The organism is Sphingomonas aerophila (assembly GCF_014199305.1).
GTDB lineage: Bacteria > Pseudomonadota > Alphaproteobacteria > Sphingomonadales > Sphingomonadaceae > Sphingomonas > Sphingomonas aerophila.
Genome location: NZ_JACIJK010000004.1, coordinates 181,864 through 207,510, shown reverse-complemented (window position 1 = coordinate 207,510; position 25,647 = coordinate 181,864). Strand labels below are relative to the sequence as shown.

Here is a 25,647-nt window from a genome sequence, read left to right as displayed (position 1 = left end):
AGCTGGTTGGAGCTAAAGCTTACGCGGCTTGAGCCTCGTCGCCTTCACCCTTGTGCTCTACCGCGGCCAGCGGAGCGCCCGTCTTGATCGCAATCGTCTTCGGCTTCATCGCCTCGGGAACCTCACGGACCAGGTCGACCACGAGCAAGCCGTCATTGAGACGGGCATCCTCGACGAAGACAAAGTCGGCGAGTTCGAAGCGGCGCTCAAAGCTGCGATTGGCGATACCCAGGTGAAGGAAACTGGCGTTAGCCGCCTTGTCGTCCTTCTTGCCGGTGACGAGCAGCAGGTTCTGCTGCGCGGTGATCTCGATCTCATCGCGGGAGAAGCCGGCAACCGCTAAGGTGATGCGATACCGGTCCTCGGCGACGCGCTCGAGGTTGAAGGGAGGATAATTCTCGGCCGACGCGCGCTGAGCGTTGGTCTCGAGAAGGTCGAAAAGCCGGTCGAAGCCAATGGTCGAACGGCGGTAAGGGGTCAGGTCCAGTCGCATATCAAAACCTCTCACATGAGCGAGTTGACAAGCCGGGCGCCCGCGGGTGCGAGGCCCCCGGATGCGGCCCAAAGTGGCGCCGCACGAACCATATCTGGGAAAAGTCCGATGCGGTTCAAGGGGCCGGCGATGCAAAAACCTGATCTCGATAAGCCTCCGTTCAGGTCTTCAGGCGCAACAAGGACCTTGAAGGGGCTCCTGGTGCCGCGTCGGTGTTTGGAAGCTCCCGTGCCGTGCCAGGCAGCCTCTTCGCCGAACCAGCTAGAGCCCTGAACGGCAAACGCCCGGACCGTTTCCGATCCGGGCGCCTGCGTGACGATCGCTCGTCAGCCCCCTTTCTGCGCTACCGCTCAAACACCTCTTTGGGCGGAGCTGGTAGCGTTTTCCCGAACCACGGCCGTTGCCTGTGTTCTCAGTAAGGTCGTGCTAGAAAGCCACCACGCGCTTGTCACCAGTGTTGTTGCGCAGAGGCGACGATTGGCGTCCAATTGTGTCCGCACAGACACACCTTCGGATCCGTGGTTCCCGTTGCGCGCGGACAGGCCAACCCGTAAGCGCTCTGACCATGTTGTTGTCTCGCTTCGAACGCACCATCGCCCGGCGATACCTGCTGCCGGGCCGGGGCGAGCGGTTCATCGTCCTTGTCGCCGGATTCAGCCTCGGCGCAGTGATGCTGGGCGTTGCCGCTCTGGTCATCGTCATGAGCGTGATGAATGGATTTCGCGCGGAGCTGTTCGACAAGATCGTCGGGCTGAACGGTCACGCGGTGATCCAGGGGGTCGGAGGGCGGCTCCCTGATTGGCGCGATGCTGTTAGGCAGGCCCGCGCCACGCCGGGAGTGACCAGTGCAGTTCCCCTGATCGAGCAACCGCTGTTCACGACGTATAACGGCCGGAGCGAAGGCATCCTCATTCGCGGCATGCGGGTCGAGGACATCCGCGACAATCCGAGCCTGCGTGGCAAGGTGTTGCTGGGCACGCTGTCCAGCATCACGCCCGGCAGCAACCGCGTTGCGATCGGGTCCCGCCTGGCCGAAGCGTTGGGTGCGGAGCTGGGCAGCGAGATCACGATCATCAACCCGCAAGGCCAGTCCACCCCGTTCGGCACCGTCCCCCGCTATGTCAGCTACACAGTCGGCGCGATCTTCGAGATTGGCGTCTACGATTATGACAAGGCCTATGTGATCATGCCGATCGAGGATGCTCAGACGCTGCTTCTTCTCGGCGATACGGTGGGCATGATCGAGGTGAACACGGCCAATCCGGATCGCGTGCAGGACATCCTTGCTCCCTTGCGCGACAAGCTGCCACCGGGCGCTGCGATTGCAGACTGGCGGACCATGAACGCCCAGCTGTTCGACGCGCTGGCGGTTGAGCGGGTGGCGATGTTCACCGTGCTGTGCATCATCATCCTGGTTGCCGCCTTCAACATTGCATCGAGCCTGATCATGCTGGTGCGGGCCAAGACGCGCGACATAGCCATCATGCGCACCATGGGCGCGACCCGCGGCGCGATGATGCGCATCTTCATGACAGTGGGCTTCACGGTTGGTGTGCTGGGCACGGTGGCGGGGCTGCTGCTCGGCTTCGTGTTCCTGTTTTACCGTCAGGCGGTCGTGAACTTCGTCCAGCTTGTGACGGGCCAGAACCTGTGGGACCCCTCCATCCGTTATCTGACGGAGCTGCCGTCAAAGGCTGACCCGGTCGAGATCACCGTGATCGTGATCATGGCGCTGCTCTTCTCTTTCCTTGCGACAATCTATCCCGCGTGGAAGGCGGCGAGTACCGACCCTGTGCAGGTGCTGCGCTATGAATGATCCGGTGCTCGACGTGCGCGGCCTCGCGCGCAGCTTCACCCAGGGCGGGCAAACCATCGAGGTGTTGCGCGGGGTCGACCTGTCCGTGCGGCCGGGCGAGATCGTTGCGCTGCTGGGACCGTCCGGGTCTGGCAAATCGACGCTGCTTCAGGCGGTCGGGCTGCTGGAGGGCGGCTTTTCCGGGTCGATCCGGATCGCAGGCGAGGAAGCGACCAGCCTCGACGCGCAGGGGCGCACGGTGATGCGCCGCGATCGGCTAGGCTTCGTGTACCAGTTTCACCATCTGCTGCCTGATTTCAGCGCGGTGGAGAATGTTGTCCTGCCTCTGCTTGTCCGTAACGCCTCGGCTCGGGACGCGGAGGAGCGGGCCGCAACGCTTCTGACGGCGCTCGGCCTCGGTCACCGCCTTACCCACCGCCCGAGCCAATTGTCCGGCGGCGAGCAGCAGCGGGTCGCCGTCGCCCGCGCGCTGGCCAACCGCCCGGCGCTGGTGCTGGCGGACGAGCCCACCGGCAACCTCGACGAGCATACCGCCGACGTGGTTCTGGCCGAGTTCCTGCGTCTCGTACGCGAGGAAGGGTCGGCAGCGCTTGTCGCTACGCATAACGAGCGGTTGGCGCTGAAGATGGACCGTCTGGTCCGCCTCCACGAGGGTCAGCTGCAGTGATCGCCGCCATGGTGGCCGGTGCCGATGATGTGCCGGCGTACAACGGGGCCGGACGGGCCTGGGCCGTGCGCCGACCGTGGTTTCGATCGACCTTCAAGGCTGGGCGTGACGGCGCGCTCGACATCGGGTCAGCGCTCGCGTCCTCTTCTCTCCTGCCCGGCAGCCAGTGAACGCCTGGCGCGAAACGCCGACGCTGGCTGGCCGCCACGTCACGCTACGGCCGCTTGAGGCAGGCGATATGGATGCGCTGGTCCAGGTGGCATCGGCAGGTGGCCTCTGGAACACCTTCTACGCCAATGTCGCGCAACTGAAGGATGCGCCGAACTGGATGGCGCGGACATTCGCCGATCGCGACACAGGCCGTGCAATGCCGTTTGCGGTGCTGGGCGCGGCGGGTGAGGTGGTGGGGACCACTCGCTTCATGCGGATGAACCCTGCCCATCGTCGGCTTGAAGTCGGTGGCACTTTCTACGCGAAGGCGGTGCAGCGCACCGGCGTGAACACAGAAACCAAGCTGCTGTTGCTGAACCACGCTTTCGCCGTGCTAGGCTGCCAGTGCGTCCAGATCCGCACGGATGCACTCAATCGCCGCAGTCAGGCCGCGATCGAGCGTCTTGGAGCCAGGAAGGACGGCTTGCTGCGCGGCCATCAGATCGTGGCTGGGCGGTTGCGCGACACCATAGTCTATTCCATCCTCGACCGTGAGTGGCCCGGGGTACAGGCGAATCTCAGGTTCCTGCTGGAGAGCAATGGATGAGCGCGATCACCGACCTGACTGTCCGAGCAGCTGACGGGGGCGAGGCGACGCTCGATACCTGGCGGGGCAAGGTGCTGTTGATCGTCAACACCGCCAGCCGTTGCGGCTTCACCCCGCAATATGAGGGACTCGAGGCCTTGCACCGCGAATTCGGCGCGCAGGGGTTCGAGGTGCTGGCTTTCCCATGCAACCAGTTCGGGGCGCAGGAGCCCGGCACGGACGCAGAGATCGGCGCCTTTTGCTCCACGACCTTTGACGTCACCTTCCCCGTATTTGCCAAGATCGACGTCAACGGTTCCGCCGCGGACCCGCTATTCGAACGACTGAAAGCAGAAGCGCCGGGCGTGCTCGGGTCAAAGGCGATCAAGTGGAACTTCACCAAGTTCCTGGTCGATCGCGAGGGGCGGGCTGTGAAACGCTATGCCCCGACGACCAAACCCGAAGACATATGGGCGGACATCATAGCGCTGCTGTGAGATCGCGGTTCGGCGACCGCGGCGTGCTCGATTGCCTGTTCGGGATGATCCTGCTTATCCTCGCCGGGCTGCTGATCATGCTTTCCGTCGTCCATTGGTTGCTGGGCGTGTCACACGGATGATGTTTCAGGCGCGGCGAAGGCCGGCGCCCCATTTCGGTGGGACAACGCGCTCAATACCGCCGTTACGCCACCAAACAGGAAGCTGATGCCGAGGATGAAGCCGGGCAGCGCCAGTGCCGCCCACGGCAGCATGATCAGCACATAGGCTGCCAAGAGTATGTTGATGATGCCGAGCGCGATCATCATCCAGCGGTGCCGGCGGTAACGCGCGCCAAGTGCGAGCTCCAGCACGCCGCGCACGGCAAGCCAGACCGCCACGACAAGCGTCAGCGATACCGCACCGGAAACCGGATCGAACGCCATCAACAGGCCGACCACAACCGACACCAGCCCGAACAGGATGGAGTAGGCGCGCCCTTCATGCCCGTGCCCCGTCGCGCCCGCGACGGTCGAGACTACGCCCGCGGCGATGAAGAACCACCCGACGACCAGCGTTGCCGCGATCGTGGCCGAGAAGGGCCAAGCCAACGCCAAGACGCCCAGCAACAATGACAGGATGCCATAGGCCAGGATCCAGCCCCAGCCGGCCCCCGCCTGCAATCGCGTTGATCGTTCAACAGTCATGCCGACATTCTCCGCCATGTCACCAGCGAACGGGCCGTCGCTTTAGCGGTTCCGCGCTGGTCGAATCGGGTGGGACTCCCTAAGCTAGGGCGATGCCGCATTCCGGGTTCGTCCCACTCCGCATCTTTTCGTCCTACACCATGCTGGACGGCGCGATCGAGCCCAAGGCGATCGCCAAGCATGCGCGAAAGCTGGGTTTTCCCGCCGCGGCGCTGACTGATCGCAACGGCCTGTATGCAGCGATGGCCTTCTCCGATGCAGCCAAGAAGGACGGAGTGCAGCCCGTCATCGGTACCACGCTCGCGGTCGCACGGCCGGATATGCCCGAGGGCGTGGCGGCGCCGCTCGACTGGCTGGCGCTCTATGCGCAGGACGAGCGCGGCTACGACAATCTGTGTGCGCTGGTCAGCCTTGCGCACCTCGACCGTCCGATCGAGCAGCCCGCTCATGTGGACTGGTCGATGCTGGAAGGGCGCACCGATGGCCTGCTGGCGCTGACCGCCGGCGGCGAGGGCGGGCTCGCCCGCTTGTTCGCAGAGGAGCAGCATGAGCGGGCTCTTGCCTATGCCGATCGTCTGCAGGCCCTGTTCAGCGACCGTCTGTTTATCGAGCTTAGCCGTCGCGGTGACCCGGTCGAGGAAGCGGCAGAGGAGGCGCTGATCGACCTCGCCTATGACCGCAACTTGCCACTGGTCGCGACCAATCCCTGCTGCTTCGCCGAAGGGGCATTCGGAGAGGCGCATGACGCCATGTTGTGCATCGCCAATTCGACCTATGTCGAAAGCGAGGACCGGCCCAGGAGTTCGCCCGACGCCTGGATGAAGCCCGCCAAGACGATGCGCGAGCTGTTCGAGGATCTGCCCGAGGCGATCAGCAACACTCTGCTGGTCGCACAGCGCTGCGCGGTAATGGCCCCCAGCCGCAAGCCCATCCTGCCGAGCCTTGCGGGCGACCGCGAGGGCGAGGCGACGATGCTGCGCGAGGAGGCGCGTGCTGGGCTGGACGCGCGTCTGGCTCGCATCGAGGAGCTGGGTGGAAACCCGGATCGCGACGCTTATGCCGCGCGATTAGAATTCGAACTCGATGTCATCATCGGCATGGGATTCCCCGGCTATTTCCTGATCGTGTCCGACTTCATCAAATGGGCGAAGTCGCACGACATTCCCGTCGGTCCCGGCCGTGGATCGGGCGCCGGATCGGTCGTGGCCTGGGCGTTGACCATCACCGACCTCGACCCGCTGGCGCTGGGCCTGCTGTTTGAGCGCTTCCTGAACCCGGAACGCGTGTCGATGCCCGACTTCGACATCGATTTTTGCGAAACCCGGCGCGGCGAGGTGATCCGTTACGTCCAGGAGAAATACGGCCGCGACCAGGTCGCTCAGATCATCACCTTTGGTAAGCTGAAGGCGCGCGCCGTGCTGAAAGACACGGGCCGCGTTCTCCAGATGAGCTATGGCCAGGTGGACCGGCTCGCGAAGCTCGTTCCCAATCACCCGACCGATCCCTGGGACCTGAAGCGCGCGCTGAACGGGGTGCCGGAGCTCGCGCGGGAATACGCGAACGACAACCAGGTTCGCCACTTGCTCGATCTCGCGATCCAGCTGGAGGGCCTGCCGCGCCACTCGTCGACCCACGCCGCCGGCGTGGTGATCGGAGACAGGCCGTTGTCGCAGCTGGTACCGCTGTACCGCGATCCGCGATCCGACATGCCCGTCACGCAGTTCGACATGAAGTATGTCGAGGGCGCTGGGCTGGTGAAGTTCGACTTCCTCGGCCTGAAGACCCTGTCGGTGCTGCAAAAGGCTGTGCAGCTGCTCGCCAAGCGCGGTATCACCGTCGATCTGTCGGCGCTGACCTGGGACGACGAGGCGGTTTATAACCTGCTCCAGCGCGGCGACACCGTGGGCGTGTTCCAGCTGGAATCGGAAGGGATGCGGCGCACGCTGTCCGCCGTGCGCCCGACCAACTTCGGCGACATCGTCGCGCTGGTGTCGCTGTACCGACCAGGCCCGATGGATAACATTCCGTCCTTCGGCCGCCGCAAGGCCGGAACCGAGCCGATCGAGTATCCGCACGCGCTGCTGGAGCCGATCCTCGCCGAGACGTACGGCATCTTCGTCTACCAGGAACAGGTGATGCAAGCCGCGCAGATCCTGGCCGGCTACAGCCTGGGCGGCGCCGATCTGTTGCGCCGCGCGATGGGCAAGAAGATCAAGGCGGAGATGGACCAGCAACGGCAGATCTTTGTCGCGGGCTGCGCCGAACACAACCAGATCCCCAAGGCCAAGGCGAACGAACTGTTCGACTTGATCGACAAGTTCGCGGGCTACGGCTTCAACAAGAGCCACGCGGCCGCCTATGCGCTGCTGGCCTATCAGACCGCGTGGCTGAAGGCGCACCACCCGCACGAGTTCTTCGCCGCGTCCATGTGCTTCGACATGGCGCAAACCGACAAGCTTGCCATCTTCGTCGAGGACGCTCGCCGATCAGAGGTGGCCGTGCTGCCGCCCTGCATCAACGCCAGCGCCGCCGAGTTCGACGTCGAGGTGGCGGCTCCAGCCGCGGACGGTGGGGGAGAGGCATCGGGGCTGGCCGTTCGCTACGCGCTTGCCGCGTTGAAGTCGGTGGGTGAGGGCGCGATGGAGCGGCTCTGCCTCGAGCGCGCCGAACGGGGGCCGTTCGCCTCCCTCGACGATCTCGCCGCACGCGTCGATCCGCGCCTGCTCAACAAGCGCCAGGTGGAGACGCTTGCCGCGGCAGGAGCCTTTGACAGCTTCTACCCCAATCGTGCCGGCTTGGTCGCGGTAGCTGAGACGCTGCTGGCCGTGGCTCAACGTACTCACCAGCAGAAGACCAGCGGGCAGGGCGGCCTGTTCGGCGGCGACACGCAGGTCAACGACACGATCAAGCCCCCAGCGTCGGTTCGCTGGACGCTGGCCGAGCGGATGGAGCAGGAAAAGGAGGCGTTCGGCTTCTACTTCTCCGCCCACCCGGTGGACCGCCACGCGCACCTCGCCAAGAACCACGGTGCGCGTAGCTTTGCGAGCCTGTCCGAACTGTCGATCCCCGACGATGGCAGCCGTGCCGGCGCGACACTGGCAGTGCTGGTCGAGGACGCGCGCTGGCGCACCTCGGCGCGGGGCAAGCGTTACATGATGGCGACGCTGTCGGACGCGAGCGGCCAGTTCGTCGCCACGTGCTTCGACGATGCCGTGGCAAAGGACCTGGAGGAAGCGGCACGGGTCGGCGGATGTGGCCTTGTCACTGCGGAACTGGACCGGCGGCCGGGCGAGGAGCTGCCGCGCGTGTCGGTGAAGCGTATCCAGCCGTTCGAGACGCTCGCCCAGTCGGCCCGCTTCGTGCTGGAGGTCGAGATCGCCGACGCCGGTGCGTTCACGGCGTTGGCCCGCCTGCTCGCCGATCACCGTGGCGCGCGGGGTGAGGCTCGGGCCACCGTTCCGGTACCAGGCGGCACGGCGACGGTGCTGCTGGGTCGCGACTTTCTGCTCGACGAGGAACTGCGTGAGCATGTCGAGCACTTGCCCGGTGTCGCCGCCGCGCGGCTCGCCATGTCGGAGGTGCGCCTCCAGCTCGTCGGCTAGCCGAAGCCCGCCGGATCGGCTTGCCGGCGCGATTGCCTGACCTATGCTTGCCCGGAGAAAACAAGGAGAGGGTTGATGCTGGGCGGCATGCAGGATGTCGAGCTGCGCGTGCCGCGGCTGATTGACCACGCCGCGCGTGAACATGCCACTCGCGAGATCGTCTCGCGTTGGGCGGACGGAAGCGAGACGCGCAGCACCTGGCCGGGGTGGCGCACGACGCTCGGCGGCTCGCACAGGCGCTTTGGCGATTAGGACTGGGCCGGGGCGACCGCGTCGCGACGCTTGCCATGAACCACGGCCATCACCTTGCTGCCTGGTATGGCGTGATCGGTGCGGGGTGCGTCATTCACACGATCAACCCGCGCCTGTTCGACGAACAGCTCGTCTACATAGCCAATCACGCCGAGGATCGCGTGCTGCTGTACGATCGTGCTTTCCAGCCGATCGTCGACCGGCTCCGCCATCGCTTGTCCAGCATTGAGCATTATATTGTCATGGACGGCCAGGACGAGGGAAGCTTTCGCGCTCTGATCGAACGTGAGGACGGCAACGCTGCCTGGGTCGAAGGGCCGGAGCGTGAGCCCTGCATGCTCTGCTACACCAGCGGCACGACTGGGGACCCCAAGGGCGTGTTGTATACGCACCGCTCCAGCATCCTGCACGCGCTGACGGTGGTAACGCCCTCCGTCTTCGACCTGTCATCGCGATCGGTTGCCTTGCCGGTGGTCCCGATGTTTCATGCTGCGGGCTGGGGCTTGCCCCTGGCAGGAGCGATCGCAGGCGCAAAGTTCGTGTTCTCTGCCGTGAACGAAGCGGGCGTGCTGTGTGGGTTGATGAACCGGGAGCGGGTTACCCATTGTGCCGGCGTGCCGACCGTCTGGCTCGGCATGTTCGCCCATATCGACGCTACGGGAGAGTGGCCGCGCCACCTGCGCCTTGCCACAATCGGCGGGGCGGCCGCGCACCGCGCAATGATAGAGCGGCTGATAGCGATGGGGATCGATGTCGCCCATCTTTGGGGCATGACCGAAACCAGCCCGGTCGGCACAGCAGGGCAGCGGCCCGGCCATTGGGACGAGATGACGCTGGACGAGAAGCTCGACTTTGCCAGCAAGCAGGGCCAGATCCCGTTCGGGATCGAGCTGAAGATCGTCGACGACGAGGGCTCTGAACTGCCACGCGATGGCGTGTCATCCGGGCGCCTGCTGGTACGCGGTCCCTGGGTCGTCCAGCGTTATTTCGGGGCGGAAGAGGACTGTGTGGACGCAGATGGCTGGTTCGACACTGGCGATGTTGCCGTCCTTCATCCCGATGGCACCATGCAGATCACCGATCGCGCCAAGGATGTGATCAAGTCAGGGGGCGAGTGGATCAGTTCGGTCGAGCTGGAGAACGCGGCGGTGGGCTGCCCGGGCGTGGCAGAGGCTGCTGCGATCGGCATCGCACATCCCAAATGGGATGAACGGCCGTTGCTGCTGGTCGTCCGCAAACCAGGCAGCCAGGTAAACGAGGCCGAACTGCGCGCGCACCTGTCGACGTGTGTCGCCCGCTGGTGGCTGCCCGACGCGATCCTGTTCGTCGAGGCCCTGCCTCATACCGCGACGGGGAAGCTTCTCAAGACAGCGCTGCGCGAGCGGTATGGTAGTTACCAGCTCGCCAGCACCTGATAATCCGACGCTAGGCGTCCGGGCCCACATGCCTGCCGGGCGACGCGGCGCCTGACGAGCCCTGATCAGCGGATGCGGCTTCGTCCCCTGAGTCGCTGTCGATCCGCAGCGCCTGCTGGTCCTCGAGATCCTGGATATGCCCTTCGACAGCCTGCTCACGCCCCGCCGTGGGCGAGACGCGATCGCTGTTGAGCGTGCCGCGGTCGAGGCTGCTCTTGGTCAGGTCGCTCATGCCTGCTTCTCGGCGGTGTCGTCGATCGTCTCGCCCTGGACGCCGGCATTGTTGCCATAGCCGGCGCCGGACTCCTGGTCACCGCTGTCGGACTGGGTCGGTACGGCGGGATCCTGGTTGGGCCGGTCGGGCGCGTTGCCCTGGCCGCCGCTTTCGCCGCCCGTCACATGGTTCTGGTCTGCCATCATCGCCTCCTGTGCGTTCAGGTGGTCAACGGGAGGGCACGGGTCCTGTTCCCCGGCCCGGCGTCAGAACAGCTCGCCCTGCGGCCCGGCTGGCGGCCGGAACAGGTCGGTCCTGAGCACGATCCGCTCGGCATTGAGGCCATGACGGCGGCAGGCAAGGCGAAAGCGGGTGGCGAGCAGGTCCGCCCATGGCCCGCTCCCCTTCATTCGAGTGAAGAACCCCGGATCATTGTTGCGGCCGTCCCTCAGCGAGCGGATGGTCGCCATCACCTTGCCGGCTCGGTCGGGGAAGTGTTCATCCAGCCACGCCTGGAACAAGGGCGCGACCTCGTGCGGCAAGCGGACGGGGATGAAGAACGCCGCCTTCGCTCCTGCCACCGCCGCCCGCTCCAGGATGTGCTCCATCTCGCCATCAGTGATCGCCGGGACCACCGGAGCAATCGAGACATAAACGGGCACCCCTGCCGCTGCCAACGCCTCCACTGCCTTAAGCCGACGAGTTGGCGAGGGTGCGCGCGGCTCAAGGGTCATCGCGATCCGGGGGTCGAGCGAGGTGATCGACATGCACACCGCCGCCAGCCCGCGTTCCGCCATCGGGCCTAGCAGGTCGATGTCGCGCACCACCCGATCGGATTTGGTGGTGATGGTCAGCGGATGGCCCGTCTCGGCCAGCACCTCGATGATGCTGCGGGTGATCCCCCAATGGTTCTCGATCGGTTGAAAGGGATCGGTGTTGGTGCCGAGCGCCATCGGCCGGCACTCATACCCCGGCCGGTTCAATTCCTCCCGCAGCATCGCCGCAGCATCGGGTTTCGCAAACAGCCGGCTCTCGAAATCGAGCCCCGGCGACAGGTCATGAAAGGCGTGGCTCGGGCGGGCAAAGCAATAAATGCAGCCATGCTCACACCCGCGATACGGGTTGATCGAGCGATCAAAGGGCACGTCTGGCGACTGGTTGCGGCTGATGATGGTGCGTGGTCGTTCGACCGTCACCGTGGTGCGCAGCGGTGGAGAGGCACCATCGATCAAGTCGCGGGAGTCGAGCCAGTCGCCGTCATCCTCGACGGACGGCATGTTGAAGCGGCGGCTCTGCGCGTTCAGCGTGGCCCCGCGGATTGCGCGAGTCTTGGCCATTGTCAAAGCCTAGGCGAACGCGCAGAACATAGCAAGAACGTTACGGGAGTCAGGTCAATGGCGAGGATCAACTATGTCGAACTGCCAATCGGAAACGTCGCGGTAGCCAGGCGCTTCTATGCGGACGCGTTCGGGTGGACGTTCACCGACTTCGGGCCGGACTACGCGGCAACGATGACCGGCGACGTCGACTTGGGGCTGAACGGCGACCGGGAACAGGCAACCGCCCATCTGCTGCCCGTGATCGAGGTCGATGATCTGGAGGGAACGCTGGCCGCGGTTATTGCGGCCGGCGGGCGAGTGACGCTGCCGATTTTCTCGTTTCCGGGCGGCCGGCGCTTCCACTTCGCCGACCCGCATGGGCATGAACTGGCGGCCATGGTGCCGGAGGCGAGTTGATGCGCCCTCGCTGGGCGCCAACTGCGCTTCTTACCGCAGCTTTCGTGCCGAGATTAGCCGGTCGACGGTAATGACATGATCGGACGCGCCCATGTGGCCGTAGGGGCCCTTGTATATGGTTCTGCGGCCAACGAATTCGAGAGCATAGAGCTTCCCACGCTTGCTGGGCAAGGTTTCGGGGTTCAGCCACACCCGCTCACCCCTGTCGCGGAAGGTGCAGGACCTGGCCGGAGCAGGGCAAAAGCGGGAGTTCTCGAACTCGTTGGTCCACAGCCCGCGCCATCGCCGTGCCGGGAGCATCTTCACGCAGCGCTCGGTAGGTGCCGACACGACAAGGGCGATGCCGTGCTCCATCCGTTCGCGCGCGCAAGGGAAGGGGCGGTTCCCGACCCCGTGACCGGTTCTGGCGATCTGCTGGTCCACCGGATCAACATAGGCTGCGGGTGGCAGGCGATCATCCAAGCCGGCGATCGCGGTTGTCGCGGCCAAGGCGCCAGCCACGATCATGCTCAAAGTCGCAAAAATAGGCCGCACGTCTCGCTCCCGCTTGATTATCCCGAGCGTAGCTGATCCGCGCCCGGGCGCTACCCCGAGGCATGTGCGCTTCTACCGCTCCGTCAGCCGCGGCATCAATTCCACGAAGTTGCAGGGGCGATGCCTGCTGTCGAGCTGGTCCGCGAGAATGCCGTCCCAGCCATCCTTTACCGCGCCGGTGGAGCCCGGCAAGGCGAAGATGTACGTGCCGCCAGCGACGCAGGCGCAGGCGCGGGACTGGACGGTGGAGGTGCCGATCTTTGCATAACTGAGCCAGCGGAAGAGCTCGCCAAAGCCCGGTATCATCTTGTCCGCGACCCGCTCAACCGCTTCCGGAGTCACGTCACGACCGGTGACGCCGGTGCCGCCGGTCGTCACGACGCAGTCGACCGTATCGTCCGCAATCCAGCGTCGGAGCTGCTCGCCAATCGCGTCCACGTCGTCGCGAAGGATGACGCGATCGGCAAGGATGTGCCCCGCGGCGGTCAGCCGCTCCACCAACGTATCGCCTGACCGATCCTCAGCAAACCCGCGAGTGTCGGACACGGTCAGTACCGCGATGCGAACGGGATGAAAAGGCAGGCTTTGATCGATCGGCATGCGCGTCCCATCGCGCCGGGCGAGCGCGGGCGCAAGCCGCGGCGGCGTTACTCCGCCGCGACCGGTACAGGCCCCGTCGGTACAGCAGCGTTCACCGCGATCGTGCTCGCCTGCGCACTGCGGTTCGGCTGGGCGTTCAGGCGAACCGCTGCGCCCCCTGGAAGGCCGGGGAAACGGGGCCACATACCCTGCGCCAGCGCCGACCGGCTCGGCAGCTTTTTCTGGCCGCCCTGCGTCTCGTAAACCCAGTAATTGCGTAGCACGGTGGTGACGTAACCGCGTGTCTCCCAATAGGGGATGCTCTCGATATAGAGCAGCGGGTCGCCGCCATCGCGGACAATGGCGTTCCATTCGCTGACCGGCTTGGGGCCGGCATTATAGGCGGCGATGACCTTGGGCAGCAGCCCGCCGGTGATGCCCGCCATGTCGCGAAGCCGCTCCAGATGCCGCTGGCCGACGTCCATGTTGACGGACGGCTTTGTCAGGGCAGAGCGGTCCACGGACAGCAGGCCCTTTTCACGACCATAATCGGTCGCGGCCGCCGGCATGATCTGCATCAGGCCATAGGCCCCTGCAGGGCTGACGACCTTGCTGCGGAACCGCGACTCTTCGAGCGTGTGCGCATAAACCAGCGCCTTGTCCACGCGCCAGCCGCTGTCGGGTTTCCAGTTCGGCGTCGGATAGCGCGCCTCGGTCGCGGCCGTGACGCCGACCGGACAGTTATGGGCGAGCCAGACCGTGGTGGCTGGCAGGTCCAGCGTTTCCGCGAGGCGAACCAGGCTACCGAACTCCGCCGGGTTGCCGATCTTTGCCTGCTGGCGGATCACGTCCTCCGCGAAGTCGGCCTCACCGATCTCGGCAAGAGCGGCGGCAACACGGACGTTGGGACGCTTGTCCAGCGCCGCCCAATCCGCCTGGACAAAACCGGCTGCTGGCTTGATCGCGTCCTTCATCATCAGCGCCTGGCGGGCGAGCTGGCCATAGAAGCTTTCGCCGAACTGCGCTGCCGCCGTCAGCCGCGCCTGGATCTTGTCGGGCCGTTGGCAGGCCATGTCGGCGCGCGCGGCCCAGTAAAAAGCCGCAGCACGCAGGTCGACATCGCCTGCACGGCTTGCCACGCCCTCGAAGCCCGTTTCGGCCGCGGCGCAATCATTCTGCCGCCAAGCGGAGAGCGCGCCCATCCAGCGGGCCTGCACTGCCCACTCGCCGACGCCGTCCTGCGCTGCCGCTGCAAGACGTCGGGCGTTCACGTCGTCGCCGATCAGGAAATACATCCAGCCGACCCGATGCTGCCACTCGGTCAGCGCTTCGGGCGACAAGCCCTGGGTCGCGTTGAGAAGTGCTTCTGCCGACGCGCCGTCATCAACCTTGACGAAGGGCTGCATACGGGTGCCGAGGTCGGCGGCAACCAGATCGCTCTTGATGGCCTTGGTGCGGACGCGGCGCGGGGCGCCGTCCTGCCAGATCAGCCGCTGTTCGACCGGCAGCGGCGGCAGGTCCACCGCGCCGCGAGCCTTGGCGATGCGGGCCAATGCCGCCGCCTGCGGCAGCTCCGGTGCTTCGGCGAGCAGGGCGGCAACCGGCTCCAGCTCAACGCGGGGCGATCCCTTGGCGGTGTAGAGCTCGGCGCGGGCAAAGGCATGCAGCGGCCCGGGCGTCATGGTGTCGAGCCCGATCTGGGCATCCGTCCAACGGCCGTCACGGATCGCCGCGAATACCGCCCGGTAAGCGTCGCGCTGCGCCTGGTCGAGTTGCGCGGGTATGGACGCCTGGGAGGGCGTCGCGGTCCGGGCCCCCTCCATTGGCTCTGCGGCCACCGCGGCCTGCGGCAGTACTGCCGCCATAGCGGCCAGCGTAGCCGCGGAAACCGTCAGTCGGATCACGTCGTCGGTTCCCCGATCAGCATCTGCAAATCTTTCCAGGCCTCTGCCTTTGCGGCGGGCTTCTCCAGCAGGAAGCGCGGGTGAAAGCTCGCGACAACCTCCGTTAGGCCAGCTTCATGGTTAAGGGGATGTAAACGGCCCCGCGCTGACTGGACGCCCGTCGTGAGCAGGGCACGGCTCGCCGCATCTCCCATCACCAGCAGCCTTTTGGGGGCGACCAGGCCGATGTGATGGCGGGCAATCTCCACCAACCGTTCTTCATCCTCGCGCGGGGTGCGGCCGGCCATGGGTCGTTTGCCGCACAGGCTGGCCAGGTGCACCGTTTCGCGGCTGAGCCCGATGGCCGCCAGCATCCGGTCGAACAACTTGCCTGACGAACCCGACATCAACCCGCTGTCGGGGCCATCCTCCCGATCGGGGCAGTCCACCAGCACCATGACGCGCGCTGGTACGGGGCCGGAGGCGGGCAGGTGCTCGCCCCGCCAGCCGGCTTCGGGTGAGGCGGGGCCGCGCCGCCATGCGGCGAACGCTTCCCAATCGGTCGGCAGCGCGACGTCGTCAGCCGGCACCGGCGGGCTTGGCGGAAGGGCAGTGGGCAGAAGGGGGGCCGCGAACCAGTCGCGTGGTGTGTCCTCCACCAGCAAGTCGACACCCGCGTCCGCCCACCAGGCCAGCGCACTTGCTGCCTCTGCCCGCCAATCGCCTGGTAGCTCTGCTCCCATGACATATCCCATGTTGCGCAGTTGACGTTTCGGTCAACTTGTCCGATCCGCTAGGGGGACAAGACGTTGCCGGTGCGCGCCCGACCGTTCAGATCAGGGCATGGCGAAGCTGGGCTAGCGCGGGCCGGCCAGGAGAGAAACATGAGCGAACGCGAGTCGATGCCCTATGACGTGGTGATCGTCGGCGCGGGCCCAGCCGGGCTCAGCGCGGCGATCCGCCTGAAACAACTTGCCGCCGATGCCGGCACCGAGCTGTCGGTCTGCGTCCTGGAAAAGGGATCGGAGGTCGGCGCCCATATCCTGTCGGGCGCAGTGATCGACCCGCGTGGGCTCGACGAATTAATCCCCGACTGGCGCGAAAAGGGCTGCCCGTTGGCAGAGGTGCCGGTGACGGAGAACCTCCACTGGGTGCTGACCGCCCGGCGCAAGTTCAACCTGCCGCATCTGTGGACCCCGCCCTTCCTCCACAACAAGGGCACTTACACGGGCAGCCTTGGCAACCTGTGCCGTTGGCTGGCGGGGCAGGCCGAGGAACTGGGTGTCGAGATCTTCCCGGGCTTCGCCGCGGCCGAGATCCTGTTCCATGATGATGGCCGGGTGAAGGGTGTCGCGACCGGGGACATGGGCGTCGCACGCGATGGCACGCACAAGCCGGACTACCAGCCGGGCCTGGAGCTCCACGCCAAGTACACCTTCTTTGCGGAAGGCGTTCGCGGCCACCTGTCCAAGGAGATCATCCGCCTGTTTGACCTCGCGCGCGACAGCCAGCCGCAGGTCTATGGCCTGGGCGTCAAGGAGCTTTGGGACATCGCGCCCGAGAAGCATCATCCTGGCCGCGTCATCCACACGCAGGGGTTCCCGCTCGGCGATGATGCCAATGGCGGCGGGTGGATCTACCACCAGGCCAACGGGCAGGTGTCGATCGGGTTCGTGACCTGGCTTGGCTATACAAATCCGTACATCTCCCCGTTCCAGGAAATGCAGAAGTGGAAGACGCATCCGGCCGTTGCCGAGCTGCTGGAGGGGGGCAAGCGCATCTCCTATGGCGCACGGGTGATCAATGACGGCGGGCTGCAGTCCATCCCCAAGCTGGTCTTCCCCGGCGGCGCGCTGATCGGATGTTCGGCGGGCTTCCTGAACGTGCCCCGGATCAAGGGCACTCATGGCGCGCAGAAGTCCGCGATCATGGCTGCGGAAGCCACTTTTGCCGCGATCCAGGCCGGGCGCGAGGGCGACGAACTGACCGCTTATCCGCAGGCGTTCGAGGCGTCGTGGCTCTACAAGGAGCTATCCACCGTCCGCAACGTAGTGCCGTTGGTCAAGAAGTTCGGCGACTTCATCGGCTCCGGCCTGTCCGGCATAGCCATGTGGATGGAACATTTCGGCCTGAAGTGGCCGATCACCATGAAGCACAAGCCCGATCATGAGACGCTGTGGCGCAAGGACCTGGTGACCCCGCCGCTCTATCCCAAGCCCGATGGCGTACTGACCTTCGATCGGCTGTCGTCCGTGTTCCTGTCGAACACCAACCATGAGGAGGATCAGCCGGTTCACCTGACGCTACGGGATCCCGATATTCCCGTATCGTACAACCTGCCGCTGTACGATGGGCCGTCCCAGCGTTACTGTCCGGCAGGCGTATACGAGTTCGTTGGCGTGGATACGGGCGACCCGAAATTCGTGATCAACGCCCAGAACTGCGTTCATTGCAAGACGTGCGACATCAAGGACCCGACCCAGAACATCAACTGGGTCGTGCCCGAAGGCGGCGGAGGCCCCAATTACCCGAACATGTAAGCCGCACTTGCTCGCCGCCGCGTCTCTGGTGGCGAGCCCGGCCTTGGCCGATACCGGCGGACTGGCCGCATATCTGAGCGCGCGTGCGGCAGATGCGAGCGGGGAGCCGGTCGCGGCGAGCGCCGCCTATGCGCGCGCGCTCGACGCGGAGCCCGACAATGCCCTGATCGCCATTCGTGCGTATCGGGAATCCCTGGACGCGGGCGACGATGTGCTCGCCCGCCGCGCTGCTGCCGTGCTGGACAGGGCGGGCGTGGCGCCTGCCGATGCGGCATTGCTGCCCTTGGCTCAGGCGGCGCGGGCCGGCGATGCGGCGGCCGCGCAACGAGCGGCGGCACGGCTGACCGGAGGGCCGCTGCGGATCCTGGTTCCGTCCCTGCTCGGCTGGATCGCCTTCTCGCAGGGTGTGGACGCATCAGGTGCCCTGGATGCCGCTTCGGGCGACGCGCTGTCGCGGCGGCTCGCGACCGAAACGCGGGCGCTGTTGCTGATCGCGCGGGGGCAGACCGCCACGGGCCTGGCTGCGCTGGAGGCGGTTCGCGGCGGCGATGGTGACCTGGACTTGCGACTCACCGCGTCACAGCTGTTGAGCGGACAAGGACGACGTGCCGAGGCGGCGGCGTTGCTGCCGGGCCAGGGGCCGCTAGAGCGCGCATTTCGGGCCGGGGTGCCCGCCAAACCGACCCTCGGCTTCGCCGTGTCACGTCTGCTGACCCGAGTTGCGGCCGATTTGGGAGAGGAAACGGCCGCGCCGCTGCTGGTGGCGCTTACCCGCGCGGCCATCAACGCTGATCCCACCAACGACCGTGCGCGTGTCATCCTTGCGACATCCCTCGCCCGTGGTGGCGTTCCTGGCCCCGCGCTTTCTGTGCTGGGGCAGGTTGGGGCGGATGCCCCGCTCGCTGGCCTTGCCGCCGCCACGCGCGTCAGCATCCTGAACGGCGCAGGCCGCACCGCAGAAGCACTTCCCGCGGCTCGCGCCCGTGCCGAAGCCACGGATGCAAGCTCAAACGACTGGCAGCGCTATGGCGACTTGCTGGCGACGGCCGAGCGGTTCGACGAGGCGGCGCGGTGGTACAAGCGGGCGGTGGATGCAGCCCCCAACAGCTGGTCCGCCTGGATGCAATATGGCGGTGCGCTGGACCGGGGTGGACGTTGGCCGGAAGCACGCGCGGCGCTGGAAAGGGCGGTGGCGCTGGGCCCGACCGAACCCCTGGCGCTCAACTACCTCGGATATGCCAGGATCGCGCGGGGTGAAGCGGTGCAGGCTTCTGCCAAGCTTCTTGAACGGGCGAGCGCGCTCGATCCCGATAACGCCGCCATCACCGACTCGCTCGGCTGGGCATATTATCTGACCGGCCAGACGACGCGCGCCCTGCCGCTGATCGAACGCGCCGCGGCGGCACAGCCCGGCGATGCCGACATCGGCGAACATCTGGGCGACGTCTACTGGTCGCTCGGCCGCCGATATGAGGCCCGCTACGCATGGCGCGCCGCCGCGCTTGGGGCAGAGGGCGATCTCGCCGCGCGGTTGACGGGCAAGATCGCCAGCGGGTTGCTGCCGCGTCGATGATCATTGAGCGAGCGCCGGCGAAGATCAATCTCGCCCTTCACGTCCGTCGCCGCCGGCCGGACGGCTATCACGACCTGGAGACACTGTTCGCCTTCGCGCGGGACGGGGACACGGTATTGGTCGCGCCAGCGGAGGAATGGAGTCTGACCATAACCGGCCCCTTTGCCGGGGCGCTTGGTTCGCCGGCGGAGGTCGAGGCTGTGTCTCCACGCCTCGTGCCGGCCACCGCGGGTGAAGCATTTGCCGTACCAGACAATCTGATCGAGAAGGCCGCGAACGCCTTCACCCGCGTCTTCCCCGACATTCCGCCCCAGGCGATCACGCTCGACAAGCACCTGCCTGTTGCCTCTGGCATCGGGGGTGGGTCGGCGGATGCGGCGGCGACCTTGCGTGCGCTGGCAAGGATCGCCGGCGTCGCATCAGGCGACCCGCGTCTCACCGCCATGGCCCGTCCCTTGGGCGCGGACGTGCCCGCCTGCCTGCTCGGCCGCACCAGCATCGGCACCGGCGCGGGCGAGGAGCTTGCCGTGATCGAGGGCAGGCCGGGAATACCGCTCCTGCTCGTCAACCCCGGCGTGGCCGTCTCGACCGCGGCGGTGTTCCGCGCCTGGGACGGCGTAGACCGCGGCGCACTGCGCGATGGAAACCTGATCGAGCGGGCACTTGCGGGGCGCAATGACCTGGCCGGTCCGGCGCGATTGCTTGCGCCTTTGATCGGAGAGGTGGAGGAACTGCTCGCCGCCGCGCCCGGCGCCATCCTGTCGCGCATGTCCGGGTCGGGCGCGACCTGCTTTGCCCTGTTCGAAACCGATGCCGACCGCGACGCTGCGGCAGGACTTGCAGAGCGCAGGGGCTGGTGGACGCTCCCGACCTCGCTGGCATGAGTGTTGGGACCCGCCGCATCGAGCGGAGCCGAGGAAAAAATCCTCGTTCCACTCTTGTTCCGACGGAACACATCGAGTACATGTCTGATCAGACGCGTTGATCGGATCGCGCGCATGCTCTAGCGATGGGACGGACAATGGCCGCCAAACTGCAGGTGATCGATAACGTGGCAACCGCCAACGCAGACCGTCAAAAGGCGCTGGACGCCGCCCTCGCGCAGATAGACCGCGCGTTCGGCAAGGGCTCAGCGATGAAGCTCGGCCAAAAGGAAGCGATGCAGGTTGAGGCTATCTCGACCGGGTCGCTCGGCCTCGACATCGCGCTGGGCGTGGGCGGCTTGCCGCGCGGCCGCGTGATCGAGGTATATGGCCCTGAATCGTCGGGCAAAACCACGCTCGCGCTCCATGTGATCGCTGAGGCTCAGAAGAACGGCGGCACTGCAGCGTTCGTCGATGCCGAACACGCGCTGGATCCGGTTTATGCCAAGAAGCTGGGCGTTAACATCGACGAACTGATCGTCTCGCAGCCGGACACTGGCGAGCAGGCACTGGAGATCGTCGACACTCTCGTCCGGTCCAACGCAATCGATGTTCTGGTGGTCGACTCGGTCGCCGCGCTGGTGCCGCGGGCAGAGATCGAGGGTGAGATGGGCGACAGCCATGTCGGTCTTCAGGCCCGCCTGATGTCGCAGTCGCTGCGCAAGCTGACCGGCTCGATCAGCCGTTCGCGCTGCATGGTGATCTTCATCAACCAGCTGCGCATGAAGATCGGCGTGATGTACGGCAATCCGGAGACGACGACCGGCGGCAACGCGCTGAAATTCTATGCCTCCGTCCGCCTCGACATCCGCCGCACCGGCCAGATCAAGGACCGCGAGGACATCGTCGGCAACGCGACCCGCGTGAAGGTAGTCAAGAACAAGGTCGCACCGCCGTTCAAGCAGGTGGAATTCGACATCATGTACGGCGAGGGTATCTCCAAGATCGGCGAGATCCTGGACCTTGGCGTCAAGGCCGGGCTGGTCGAGAAGTCGGGTTCGTGGTTCTCCTATGACTCGATCCGCATTGGCCAGGGTCGTGAGAACGCCAAGAACTATCTCCGCGAAAATCCGGAGGTCGCCGACCGGCTGGAGCGTGCCATTCGCCAACGGACCGACCAGGTCGCCGAGGAGATGATGGCCGGTCCCAGCGAGGAAGACGATATTTAAGATACCGTGATCGGACTGGCTGCCCGATACACCAGGAGGCTCGCCCGCAACGGCGGGCCTTCTTTGCATGCGACGACGCCCGGCGACGGTGGTGCGCGGCGCGACCTCTTGAGTTCTTGTGCTTTCGCTAGCCGCGGGGTGTCCGCGCGCTTGAGCCGGGGTATTGGAACTACTCGATCCTCAACTGGAGCTCGCGTCATGATCGCCGGAACAGACTGGACGGGCTTTGTCGGCGATGTCTGGGCCGACGAGTGGCGGCGCACCGACCGCAGCTTCGCCAACCTTACGGACCAGCTTGAGGCCGCAATCCTTGCCGCAGCGCCGCCGGGCCCATTTCGTGCGCTCGACATCGGATGCGGGGCAGGGGCAACCAGCCTTGCGCTCGCCATCGCTCGCCCGGACGCTGAGGTGGTCGGCGTCGACCTTTCCCAGTCGTTGGTGGATGTTGCCCGTAACCGGCTGGCTGGCCTGTCGAATTGCCGCGTTGAACAGGGCGACGTCCTGGTCGCGGCAGCGGCGATCCGCGCGGACCTGCTCGTCTCCCGCCACGGCGTAATGTTTTTCGCGGACCCCGTCGCCGCCTTTGCCGCCCTGCGCGCCGCCGCTGCTCCGGGCGCGACATTGATCTTCTCCTGCTTCGGGCCGCGAAGGGACAACCGGTTCGCCACATTGGTAGACGAACTGGTGCCGCCCGAGCCGGTCGCGGCCGATGAACCCGGCCCCTTTGCATTCGCCGACCCGGAACGGGTTGCAGACATCCTGACGCGGGCTGGATGGCTGCCCGATGCTCCCAGGCGCGTGCCCTTCGCCTACCGTGCGGGCGCCGGGGACGACCCGGTCGCCGATGCAGTCAGCTTCCTTTCCCGCATCGGCCCGGCCGCGGCCGCCCTGCGGGAAGCGTCGGAGCCGGACGCACTGCGGCTGGCACTGGCGAGCGCCCTTGCGCATTATCGCACCGTAGACGCCGTCGACCTGCCCGCCCTGGGCTGGATCTGGCGCGCTCAGGCAGGGGAACCAGCATGACCATCATCGTCCACCATCTCGAGAACTCACGATCGCAACGGGTGCTGTGGATGCTGGAGGAGCTCGGGCTGCCATACGAGGTGCGCCGCTACGAACGAAACAAAGTGACCATGCTCGCACCGCCCGAGTTGAAGCGCATCCACCCCCTCGGCAAGTCGCCGGTGATCGAGGACGCCGACGCCGGCTGCATCGTCGCGGAAACGGGCGCGATCGTGGAGTATCTGGTCGAGAAGGCCGATGGCCGCCTTGGTCCGCCCCAGCACCGGGCCGATGTACTGCGCTACCGCTTTTGGCTCCACTATGCCGAGGGGTCGCTGATGCCGCCCTTGTTCGCGAAGCTGGTGCTCAGCCGCGTGCCCCTGCTCGGCAAGCCTGCTCAGAAAAAGCTGCAGCCGATGATCGACGTACACCTCGACTATGTCGAATCGGAGCTAGGCCAGCGTCCCTGGTTTGCCGGGCAGGAGCTGACGGCCGCCGACGTGATGATGAGCTTTCCGTTGGAGGCCGCCCGCAGCCGTGGTGGCCTCGACGCCTCTCGCCCGGCCACGATCGCCTGGCTCGACAAGATCCACGCCCGCCCGGCTTATGTGCGGGCGCTTCAGGCGGGCGGACCTTACGCCTATAGCTGATGCAGCGTGTCGCCGTCCTGGGGCGCACCGGCGGGAACGGGGGTGACCGGGATGGCGGCAGGCTCCGGCCGGTTGAGCTGTCCCTCCCACCGCGCCACCACCGCCGCGGCGACCGCGTTGCCGATCACGTTGGTCGCGGTCCGGCCCATGTCCAGGAAGTGGTCCACCGCTAGGATCAGCAGGATGCCTGCCTCCGGAATGTTGAAGTGGGACAGCGTGCCGGTGATCACCACCAGGCTGGCGCGGGGCACGCCCGCGATGCCCTTGCTGGTGATCATCAGCATCAACAGCATGGTGATCATCGTCCCCCAGTCGAGGTGGATGCCATAGGCCTGCGCGATGAAGATCGACGCAAAGGTCATGTAGGTCATCGACCCGTCCAGGTTGAACGAATAGCCGAGCGGCAGCACGAAGCTGGCGATGCGCGGTGGCACGCCGAACCGGTCCAGCGCTTCCAGCGTGCGGGGGTAGGCCGCCTCCGACGACGCGGTCGAGAAGCCGAGCAGAACGGGATCGCGCAGGTAGCGGATCAGCTCACGCGTGCGTGGGCCGACAACCAGGAAGCACGCGCCCAGCAGCACCGCCCACAACGCCGCAAGGCCGATGTAGAAGCTGCCCATGAAATAGGCGAGATCGCCGACCACGCCGACCCCACGGGTCGCCAGCGTCCGCGCAACCGCAAAGAACACCGCCACCGGCGCGAACAGCATCACATAGCCGGTGACCGTCAGCATCACGCTGACCAGCGCTTCCAAGCCACTCAACAGCGGCTTGGCCTTTTCGCCGATCGCCGCCATTGCCACGCCGAAGAACAGCGAGAAGATGACGAGCTGCAAAATGTCATTCGTCGCCATCGCGTCGATCGCGCTGGTCGGGATGATGTGCGTGAAGAACTTGGCCGCATCGAAGCCGGATCGGTCAACGCCGCTCGCCTGCGTCACGGGCGGCAGCGGCAGGTCGAGCCCGACGCCCGGCTGCAGCAGGTTTACCAGTATCAGTCCGAGCGTCAGCGATACCAGGCTGGCGCCTACGAACCAGGCAAAGGCGCGCAAGCCGACGCGCCCGATCGCTCCCGTGCCGCCCATATGGGCGATGCCCACCACCAGCGTGGAGACGACCAGCGGCGCGATGATCATCTTGATCAGGTGCAGGAACATCTGGGTCGGAATGTCGAACCAATAGCCCAGCCGTTCCAGCGACTCGGCGCCCGCAGCGCCCTGATCGGCATAGGCGACGTTCAATCCCCAGCCGAGCAAACCGCCCGCCACCAGCGCGCCAATGATCCACCACGTCAGTCGCTTGCCCAAACCCGTCACCCTCACGCACTTGTTGGTTGAGCGAAGGGGATTGCGGCCGCCGGGTCAAGGGACCTAGTCCTTTCGCCATGCACTTCCTTCCGACCCGCCGCCACATTCTTGCAGCCGCCGCAGCGCTGCCGATTACGGCCTCTGCCGTCCTTCGCGCGGCCGAGCCGGACCTGTCGGCGCTCCAGAACATGACGGGTGATGCAAAGCCGATCGACGCCGCCGAGCGGGCGCGCCGCTTGTCGCGGGCGCAAACCTTGATGCGGGCACATGGCCTGTCTGCGGTGCTGGTGGAGCCCGGATCGTCGATGATCTACTTCACCGGCGTGCGCTGGGGCCGCAGCGAACGTCCGACGCTCGCGGTGCTGCCGGTCGAGGGTGACGCGCTGATCGTCACGCCCTTTTTCGAAGAGCCCTCCGTCCGCGAGACGCTTGCCGTTCCGGCGACGGTGCGGACCTGGCAGGAGGACGGCGACGCGCTGGCCGTGGTTGCCGGATGGCTCCGCGAGCGGGGGCTCCGGGGACCGATCGGCATCGAGGAAACGGTGCGCAGCTTCATCCCCACCGCGCTCGCCCGCGCGGCGCCGGACCTTCAGCAACGGCCCGCCAACCCCGTGGTGCGCGGGTGCCGGATGGTGAAGACCGCGCCCGAGATCGCGCTGATGCAGCTTGCGACCGAGGTTACGCTGGCGGCCTATCGCTGGACCCATTCCCGAATCGAGAAGGGCATGGCGGGGCCCGAGATCTCCGCCCTGATGAACGCGGCGACGACCAAGCTCGGGGGCAGTCCGGAGTTCACACTTGCCCTGATCGGTCCCGCCGCGGCGCTGCCGCACGGCAGCCGCGAAGTGCACCGGGTCGGCGAAGGGCAGGTGCTGCTGATGGACTGCGGCTGCACGGTGCAGGGCTACCAGTCGGACGTGTCGCGCACCTGGGTGCCCATCGGCACCGCCTCGCGTGAGGTTCGCACCGTCTGGGATCAGGTGGCGAAGGGTCAGCAGGTCGCGTTTGCGGCTGCCAAGCTGGGGGCGCCGGCCGGCAGCGTCGATGGCGCGGTGCGGCGCTACTATACAGGCCTCGGCTATGGTCCTGATTACGCGTTGCCCGGCCTGTCGCATCGCACCGGCCATGGCATTGGCCTCGACGGGCATGAGCCGGTGAACCTGGTGCGCGGAGAGGCGACCCCGCTGGCGCCGGGCATGTGCTTCTCGGACGAACCTGGCCTGTATTTGCCGGGCAAGTTCGGGGTACGGCTGGAGGACTGCTTCCACCTGACTGCCGCTGGACCGAAGTGGTTCTCGACGCCCCCGACCAGCATTGATCGACCGATCTGACGGGCGCGCGGTCCCTCCGCGCTGATCACCGCCGGATTGGCT

25 protein-coding genes and 1 pseudogene are annotated in these 25,647 nt (G+C 66.2%); 16 read left to right on the top strand and 10 right to left on the bottom strand.

All coding sequences use genetic code 11. The features are described 5' to 3' along the window. Window positions 1–19: 19 nt before the first annotated feature. Window positions 20–493 carry an Hsp20 family protein gene (locus FHS94_RS07610; RefSeq protein ID WP_184056317.1) on the bottom strand — a complete coding sequence of 158 codons (474 nt, stop codon included), beginning with the start codon at window positions 491–493 and terminating at the stop codon, window positions 20–22. Window positions 494–1,058: 565 nt separating this feature from the next. Here FHS94_RS07610 and FHS94_RS07605 point away from each other — a divergent pair. From FHS94_RS07605 to FHS94_RS19630, 6 genes are read left to right on the top strand one after another with little or no spacing between them, the layout of a single operon-like run. Then, complete coding sequence (locus FHS94_RS07605; protein WP_184056315.1) at window positions 1,059–2,309, top strand: lipoprotein-releasing ABC transporter permease subunit; 1,251 nt, start codon at window positions 1,059–1,061, stop codon at window positions 2,307–2,309. Continuing rightward, window positions 2,302–2,976 carry an ABC transporter ATP-binding protein gene (locus FHS94_RS07600; protein WP_184056313.1) on the top strand — a complete coding sequence of 225 codons (675 nt, stop codon included), beginning with the start codon at window positions 2,302–2,304 and terminating at the stop codon, window positions 2,974–2,976. Before FHS94_RS07605 ends, FHS94_RS07600 begins: the two co-directional genes overlap by 8 nt. Further along, the gene (locus FHS94_RS07595; protein WP_184056311.1) at window positions 2,973–3,146 is read left to right on the top strand and encodes a hypothetical protein; all 174 of its coding nucleotides are present in this window, start codon (window positions 2,973–2,975) and stop codon (window positions 3,144–3,146) included. The genes FHS94_RS07600 and FHS94_RS07595 overlap by 4 nt, the downstream gene beginning before the upstream one ends. Then, window positions 3,143–3,733, top strand: coding sequence for a GNAT family N-acetyltransferase (locus FHS94_RS07590; RefSeq protein WP_184056309.1), 591 nt, complete (start codon window positions 3,143–3,145; stop codon window positions 3,731–3,733). Before FHS94_RS07595 ends, FHS94_RS07590 begins: the two co-directional genes overlap by 4 nt. Then, window positions 3,730–4,209, top strand: a complete 480-nt coding sequence (locus tag FHS94_RS07585; protein ID WP_184056307.1) for a glutathione peroxidase — start codon at window positions 3,730–3,732, stop codon at window positions 4,207–4,209. The genes FHS94_RS07590 and FHS94_RS07585 overlap by 4 nt, the downstream gene beginning before the upstream one ends. Next, window positions 4,206–4,331, top strand: coding sequence for a hypothetical protein (locus FHS94_RS19630; RefSeq protein WP_281396859.1), 126 nt, complete (start codon window positions 4,206–4,208; stop codon window positions 4,329–4,331). Before FHS94_RS07585 ends, FHS94_RS19630 begins: the two co-directional genes overlap by 4 nt. Here the strand turns inward: FHS94_RS19630 and FHS94_RS07580 are convergent. Next, a complete protein-coding gene (locus FHS94_RS07580) occupies window positions 4,320–4,895 on the bottom strand; it encodes an HdeD family acid-resistance protein (protein ID WP_184056305.1) in 576 nt (191 codons plus the stop codon). The two genes, FHS94_RS19630 and FHS94_RS07580, sit on opposite strands and share 12 nt — an antisense overlap. 92 nt (window positions 4,896–4,987) lie before the next feature. Between FHS94_RS07580 and dnaE the strand changes: the two genes are divergently transcribed. Both dnaE and FHS94_RS07570 read left to right on the top strand, forming a co-directional pair. Beyond that, on the top strand, window positions 4,988–8,497 hold the full coding sequence (gene dnaE / locus FHS94_RS07575) for a DNA polymerase III subunit alpha (protein WP_184056303.1): 3,510 nt from the start codon (window positions 4,988–4,990) through the stop codon (window positions 8,495–8,497). Between the two features lie 75 nt (window positions 8,498–8,572). Continuing rightward, a pseudogene (locus FHS94_RS07570) lies at window positions 8,573–10,164 on the top strand (long-chain fatty acid--CoA ligase). Window positions 10,165–10,174: 10 nt separating this feature from the next. On the opposite strand, the gene FHS94_RS07565 reads toward FHS94_RS07570, so the two are convergent. The 3 genes from FHS94_RS07565 to FHS94_RS07555 form a co-directional block, all read right to left on the bottom strand. Beyond that, window positions 10,175–10,396, bottom strand: coding sequence for a hypothetical protein (locus FHS94_RS07565; RefSeq protein ID WP_184056301.1), 222 nt, complete (start codon window positions 10,394–10,396; stop codon window positions 10,175–10,177). Next, window positions 10,393–10,581 carry a hypothetical protein gene (locus FHS94_RS07560; RefSeq protein ID WP_184056300.1) on the bottom strand — a complete coding sequence of 63 codons (189 nt, stop codon included), beginning with the start codon at window positions 10,579–10,581 and terminating at the stop codon, window positions 10,393–10,395. The genes FHS94_RS07565 and FHS94_RS07560 overlap by 4 nt, the downstream gene beginning before the upstream one ends. A gap of 63 nt (window positions 10,582–10,644) precedes the next feature. After that, window positions 10,645–11,715, bottom strand: a complete 1,071-nt coding sequence (locus FHS94_RS07555; protein ID WP_184056298.1) for a PA0069 family radical SAM protein — start codon at window positions 11,713–11,715, stop codon at window positions 10,645–10,647. A gap of 57 nt (window positions 11,716–11,772) precedes the next feature. On the opposite strand from FHS94_RS07555, the gene FHS94_RS07550 reads away from it, so the two are divergent. Further along, a complete protein-coding gene (locus FHS94_RS07550) occupies window positions 11,773–12,114 on the top strand; it encodes a VOC family protein (protein ID WP_184056296.1) in 342 nt (113 codons plus the stop codon). Window positions 12,115–12,144: 30 nt separating this feature from the next. Here the strand turns inward: FHS94_RS07550 and FHS94_RS07545 are convergent, their stop codons facing one another. The 4 genes from FHS94_RS07545 to FHS94_RS07530 all read right to left on the bottom strand — a co-directional run bounded on the left by FHS94_RS07545 (window position 12,145) and on the right by FHS94_RS07530 (window position 15,853). Beyond that, on the bottom strand, window positions 12,145–12,621 hold the full coding sequence (locus FHS94_RS07545) for a hypothetical protein (protein WP_221234622.1): 477 nt from the start codon (window positions 12,619–12,621) through the stop codon (window positions 12,145–12,147). A 99-nt stretch (window positions 12,622–12,720) separates the two neighbouring features. Then, the gene (gene moaB, locus FHS94_RS07540; RefSeq protein ID WP_184056292.1) at window positions 12,721–13,248 is read right to left on the bottom strand and encodes a molybdenum cofactor biosynthesis protein B; all 528 of its coding nucleotides are present in this window, start codon (window positions 13,246–13,248) and stop codon (window positions 12,721–12,723) included. A gap of 47 nt (window positions 13,249–13,295) precedes the next feature. After that, complete coding sequence (locus FHS94_RS07535; protein WP_184056575.1) at window positions 13,296–15,092, bottom strand: lytic transglycosylase domain-containing protein; 1,797 nt, start codon at window positions 15,090–15,092, stop codon at window positions 13,296–13,298. A 35-nt stretch (window positions 15,093–15,127) separates the two neighbouring features. After that, window positions 15,128–15,853: a uracil-DNA glycosylase gene (locus FHS94_RS07530; RefSeq protein ID WP_184056290.1), complete on the bottom strand. Its 726-nt coding sequence runs from the start codon at window positions 15,851–15,853 to the stop codon at window positions 15,128–15,130. Window positions 15,854–15,994: 141 nt separating this feature from the next. On the opposite strand from FHS94_RS07530, the gene FHS94_RS07525 reads away from it, so the two are divergent. The 6 genes from FHS94_RS07525 to FHS94_RS07500 all read left to right on the top strand — a co-directional run bounded on the left by FHS94_RS07525 (window position 15,995) and on the right by FHS94_RS07500 (window position 22,967). Continuing rightward, window positions 15,995–17,650 carry an electron transfer flavoprotein-ubiquinone oxidoreductase gene (locus FHS94_RS07525; protein WP_184056287.1) on the top strand — a complete coding sequence of 552 codons (1,656 nt, stop codon included), beginning with the start codon at window positions 15,995–15,997 and terminating at the stop codon, window positions 17,648–17,650. A 43-nt stretch (window positions 17,651–17,693) separates the two neighbouring features. Further along, window positions 17,694–19,223, top strand: coding sequence for a tetratricopeptide repeat protein (locus FHS94_RS07520; protein WP_184056286.1), 1,530 nt, complete (start codon window positions 17,694–17,696; stop codon window positions 19,221–19,223). Further along, window positions 19,220–20,107, top strand: coding sequence for a 4-(cytidine 5'-diphospho)-2-C-methyl-D-erythritol kinase (locus FHS94_RS07515; protein ID WP_184056284.1), 888 nt, complete (start codon window positions 19,220–19,222; stop codon window positions 20,105–20,107). Before FHS94_RS07520 ends, FHS94_RS07515 begins: the two co-directional genes overlap by 4 nt. 137 nt (window positions 20,108–20,244) lie before the next feature. Beyond that, window positions 20,245–21,315, top strand: a complete 1,071-nt coding sequence (gene recA, locus FHS94_RS07510; protein WP_184056282.1) for a recombinase RecA — start codon at window positions 20,245–20,247, stop codon at window positions 21,313–21,315. A gap of 198 nt (window positions 21,316–21,513) precedes the next feature. Next, window positions 21,514–22,338, top strand: coding sequence for a methyltransferase domain-containing protein (locus FHS94_RS07505; RefSeq protein WP_184056280.1), 825 nt, complete (start codon window positions 21,514–21,516; stop codon window positions 22,336–22,338). Beyond that, entirely contained in the window at window positions 22,335–22,967 is a 633-nt protein-coding gene (locus FHS94_RS07500; protein WP_184056278.1) for a glutathione S-transferase family protein, read from the top strand. The genes FHS94_RS07505 and FHS94_RS07500 overlap by 4 nt, the downstream gene beginning before the upstream one ends. On the opposite strand, the gene FHS94_RS07495 is transcribed toward FHS94_RS07500, so the two are convergent. Next, a complete protein-coding gene (locus FHS94_RS07495) occupies window positions 22,958–24,274 on the bottom strand; it encodes a dicarboxylate/amino acid:cation symporter (RefSeq protein WP_184056573.1) in 1,317 nt (438 codons plus the stop codon). The genes FHS94_RS07500 and FHS94_RS07495 overlap by 10 nt on opposite strands. 77 nt (window positions 24,275–24,351) lie before the next feature. Here FHS94_RS07495 and FHS94_RS07490 point away from each other — a divergent pair, with 77 nt between their 5' ends. Next, a complete protein-coding gene (locus FHS94_RS07490; protein WP_184056276.1) occupies window positions 24,352–25,605 on the top strand; it encodes a M24 family metallopeptidase in 1,254 nt (417 codons plus the stop codon). Window positions 25,606–25,647 lie beyond the last annotated feature (42 nt).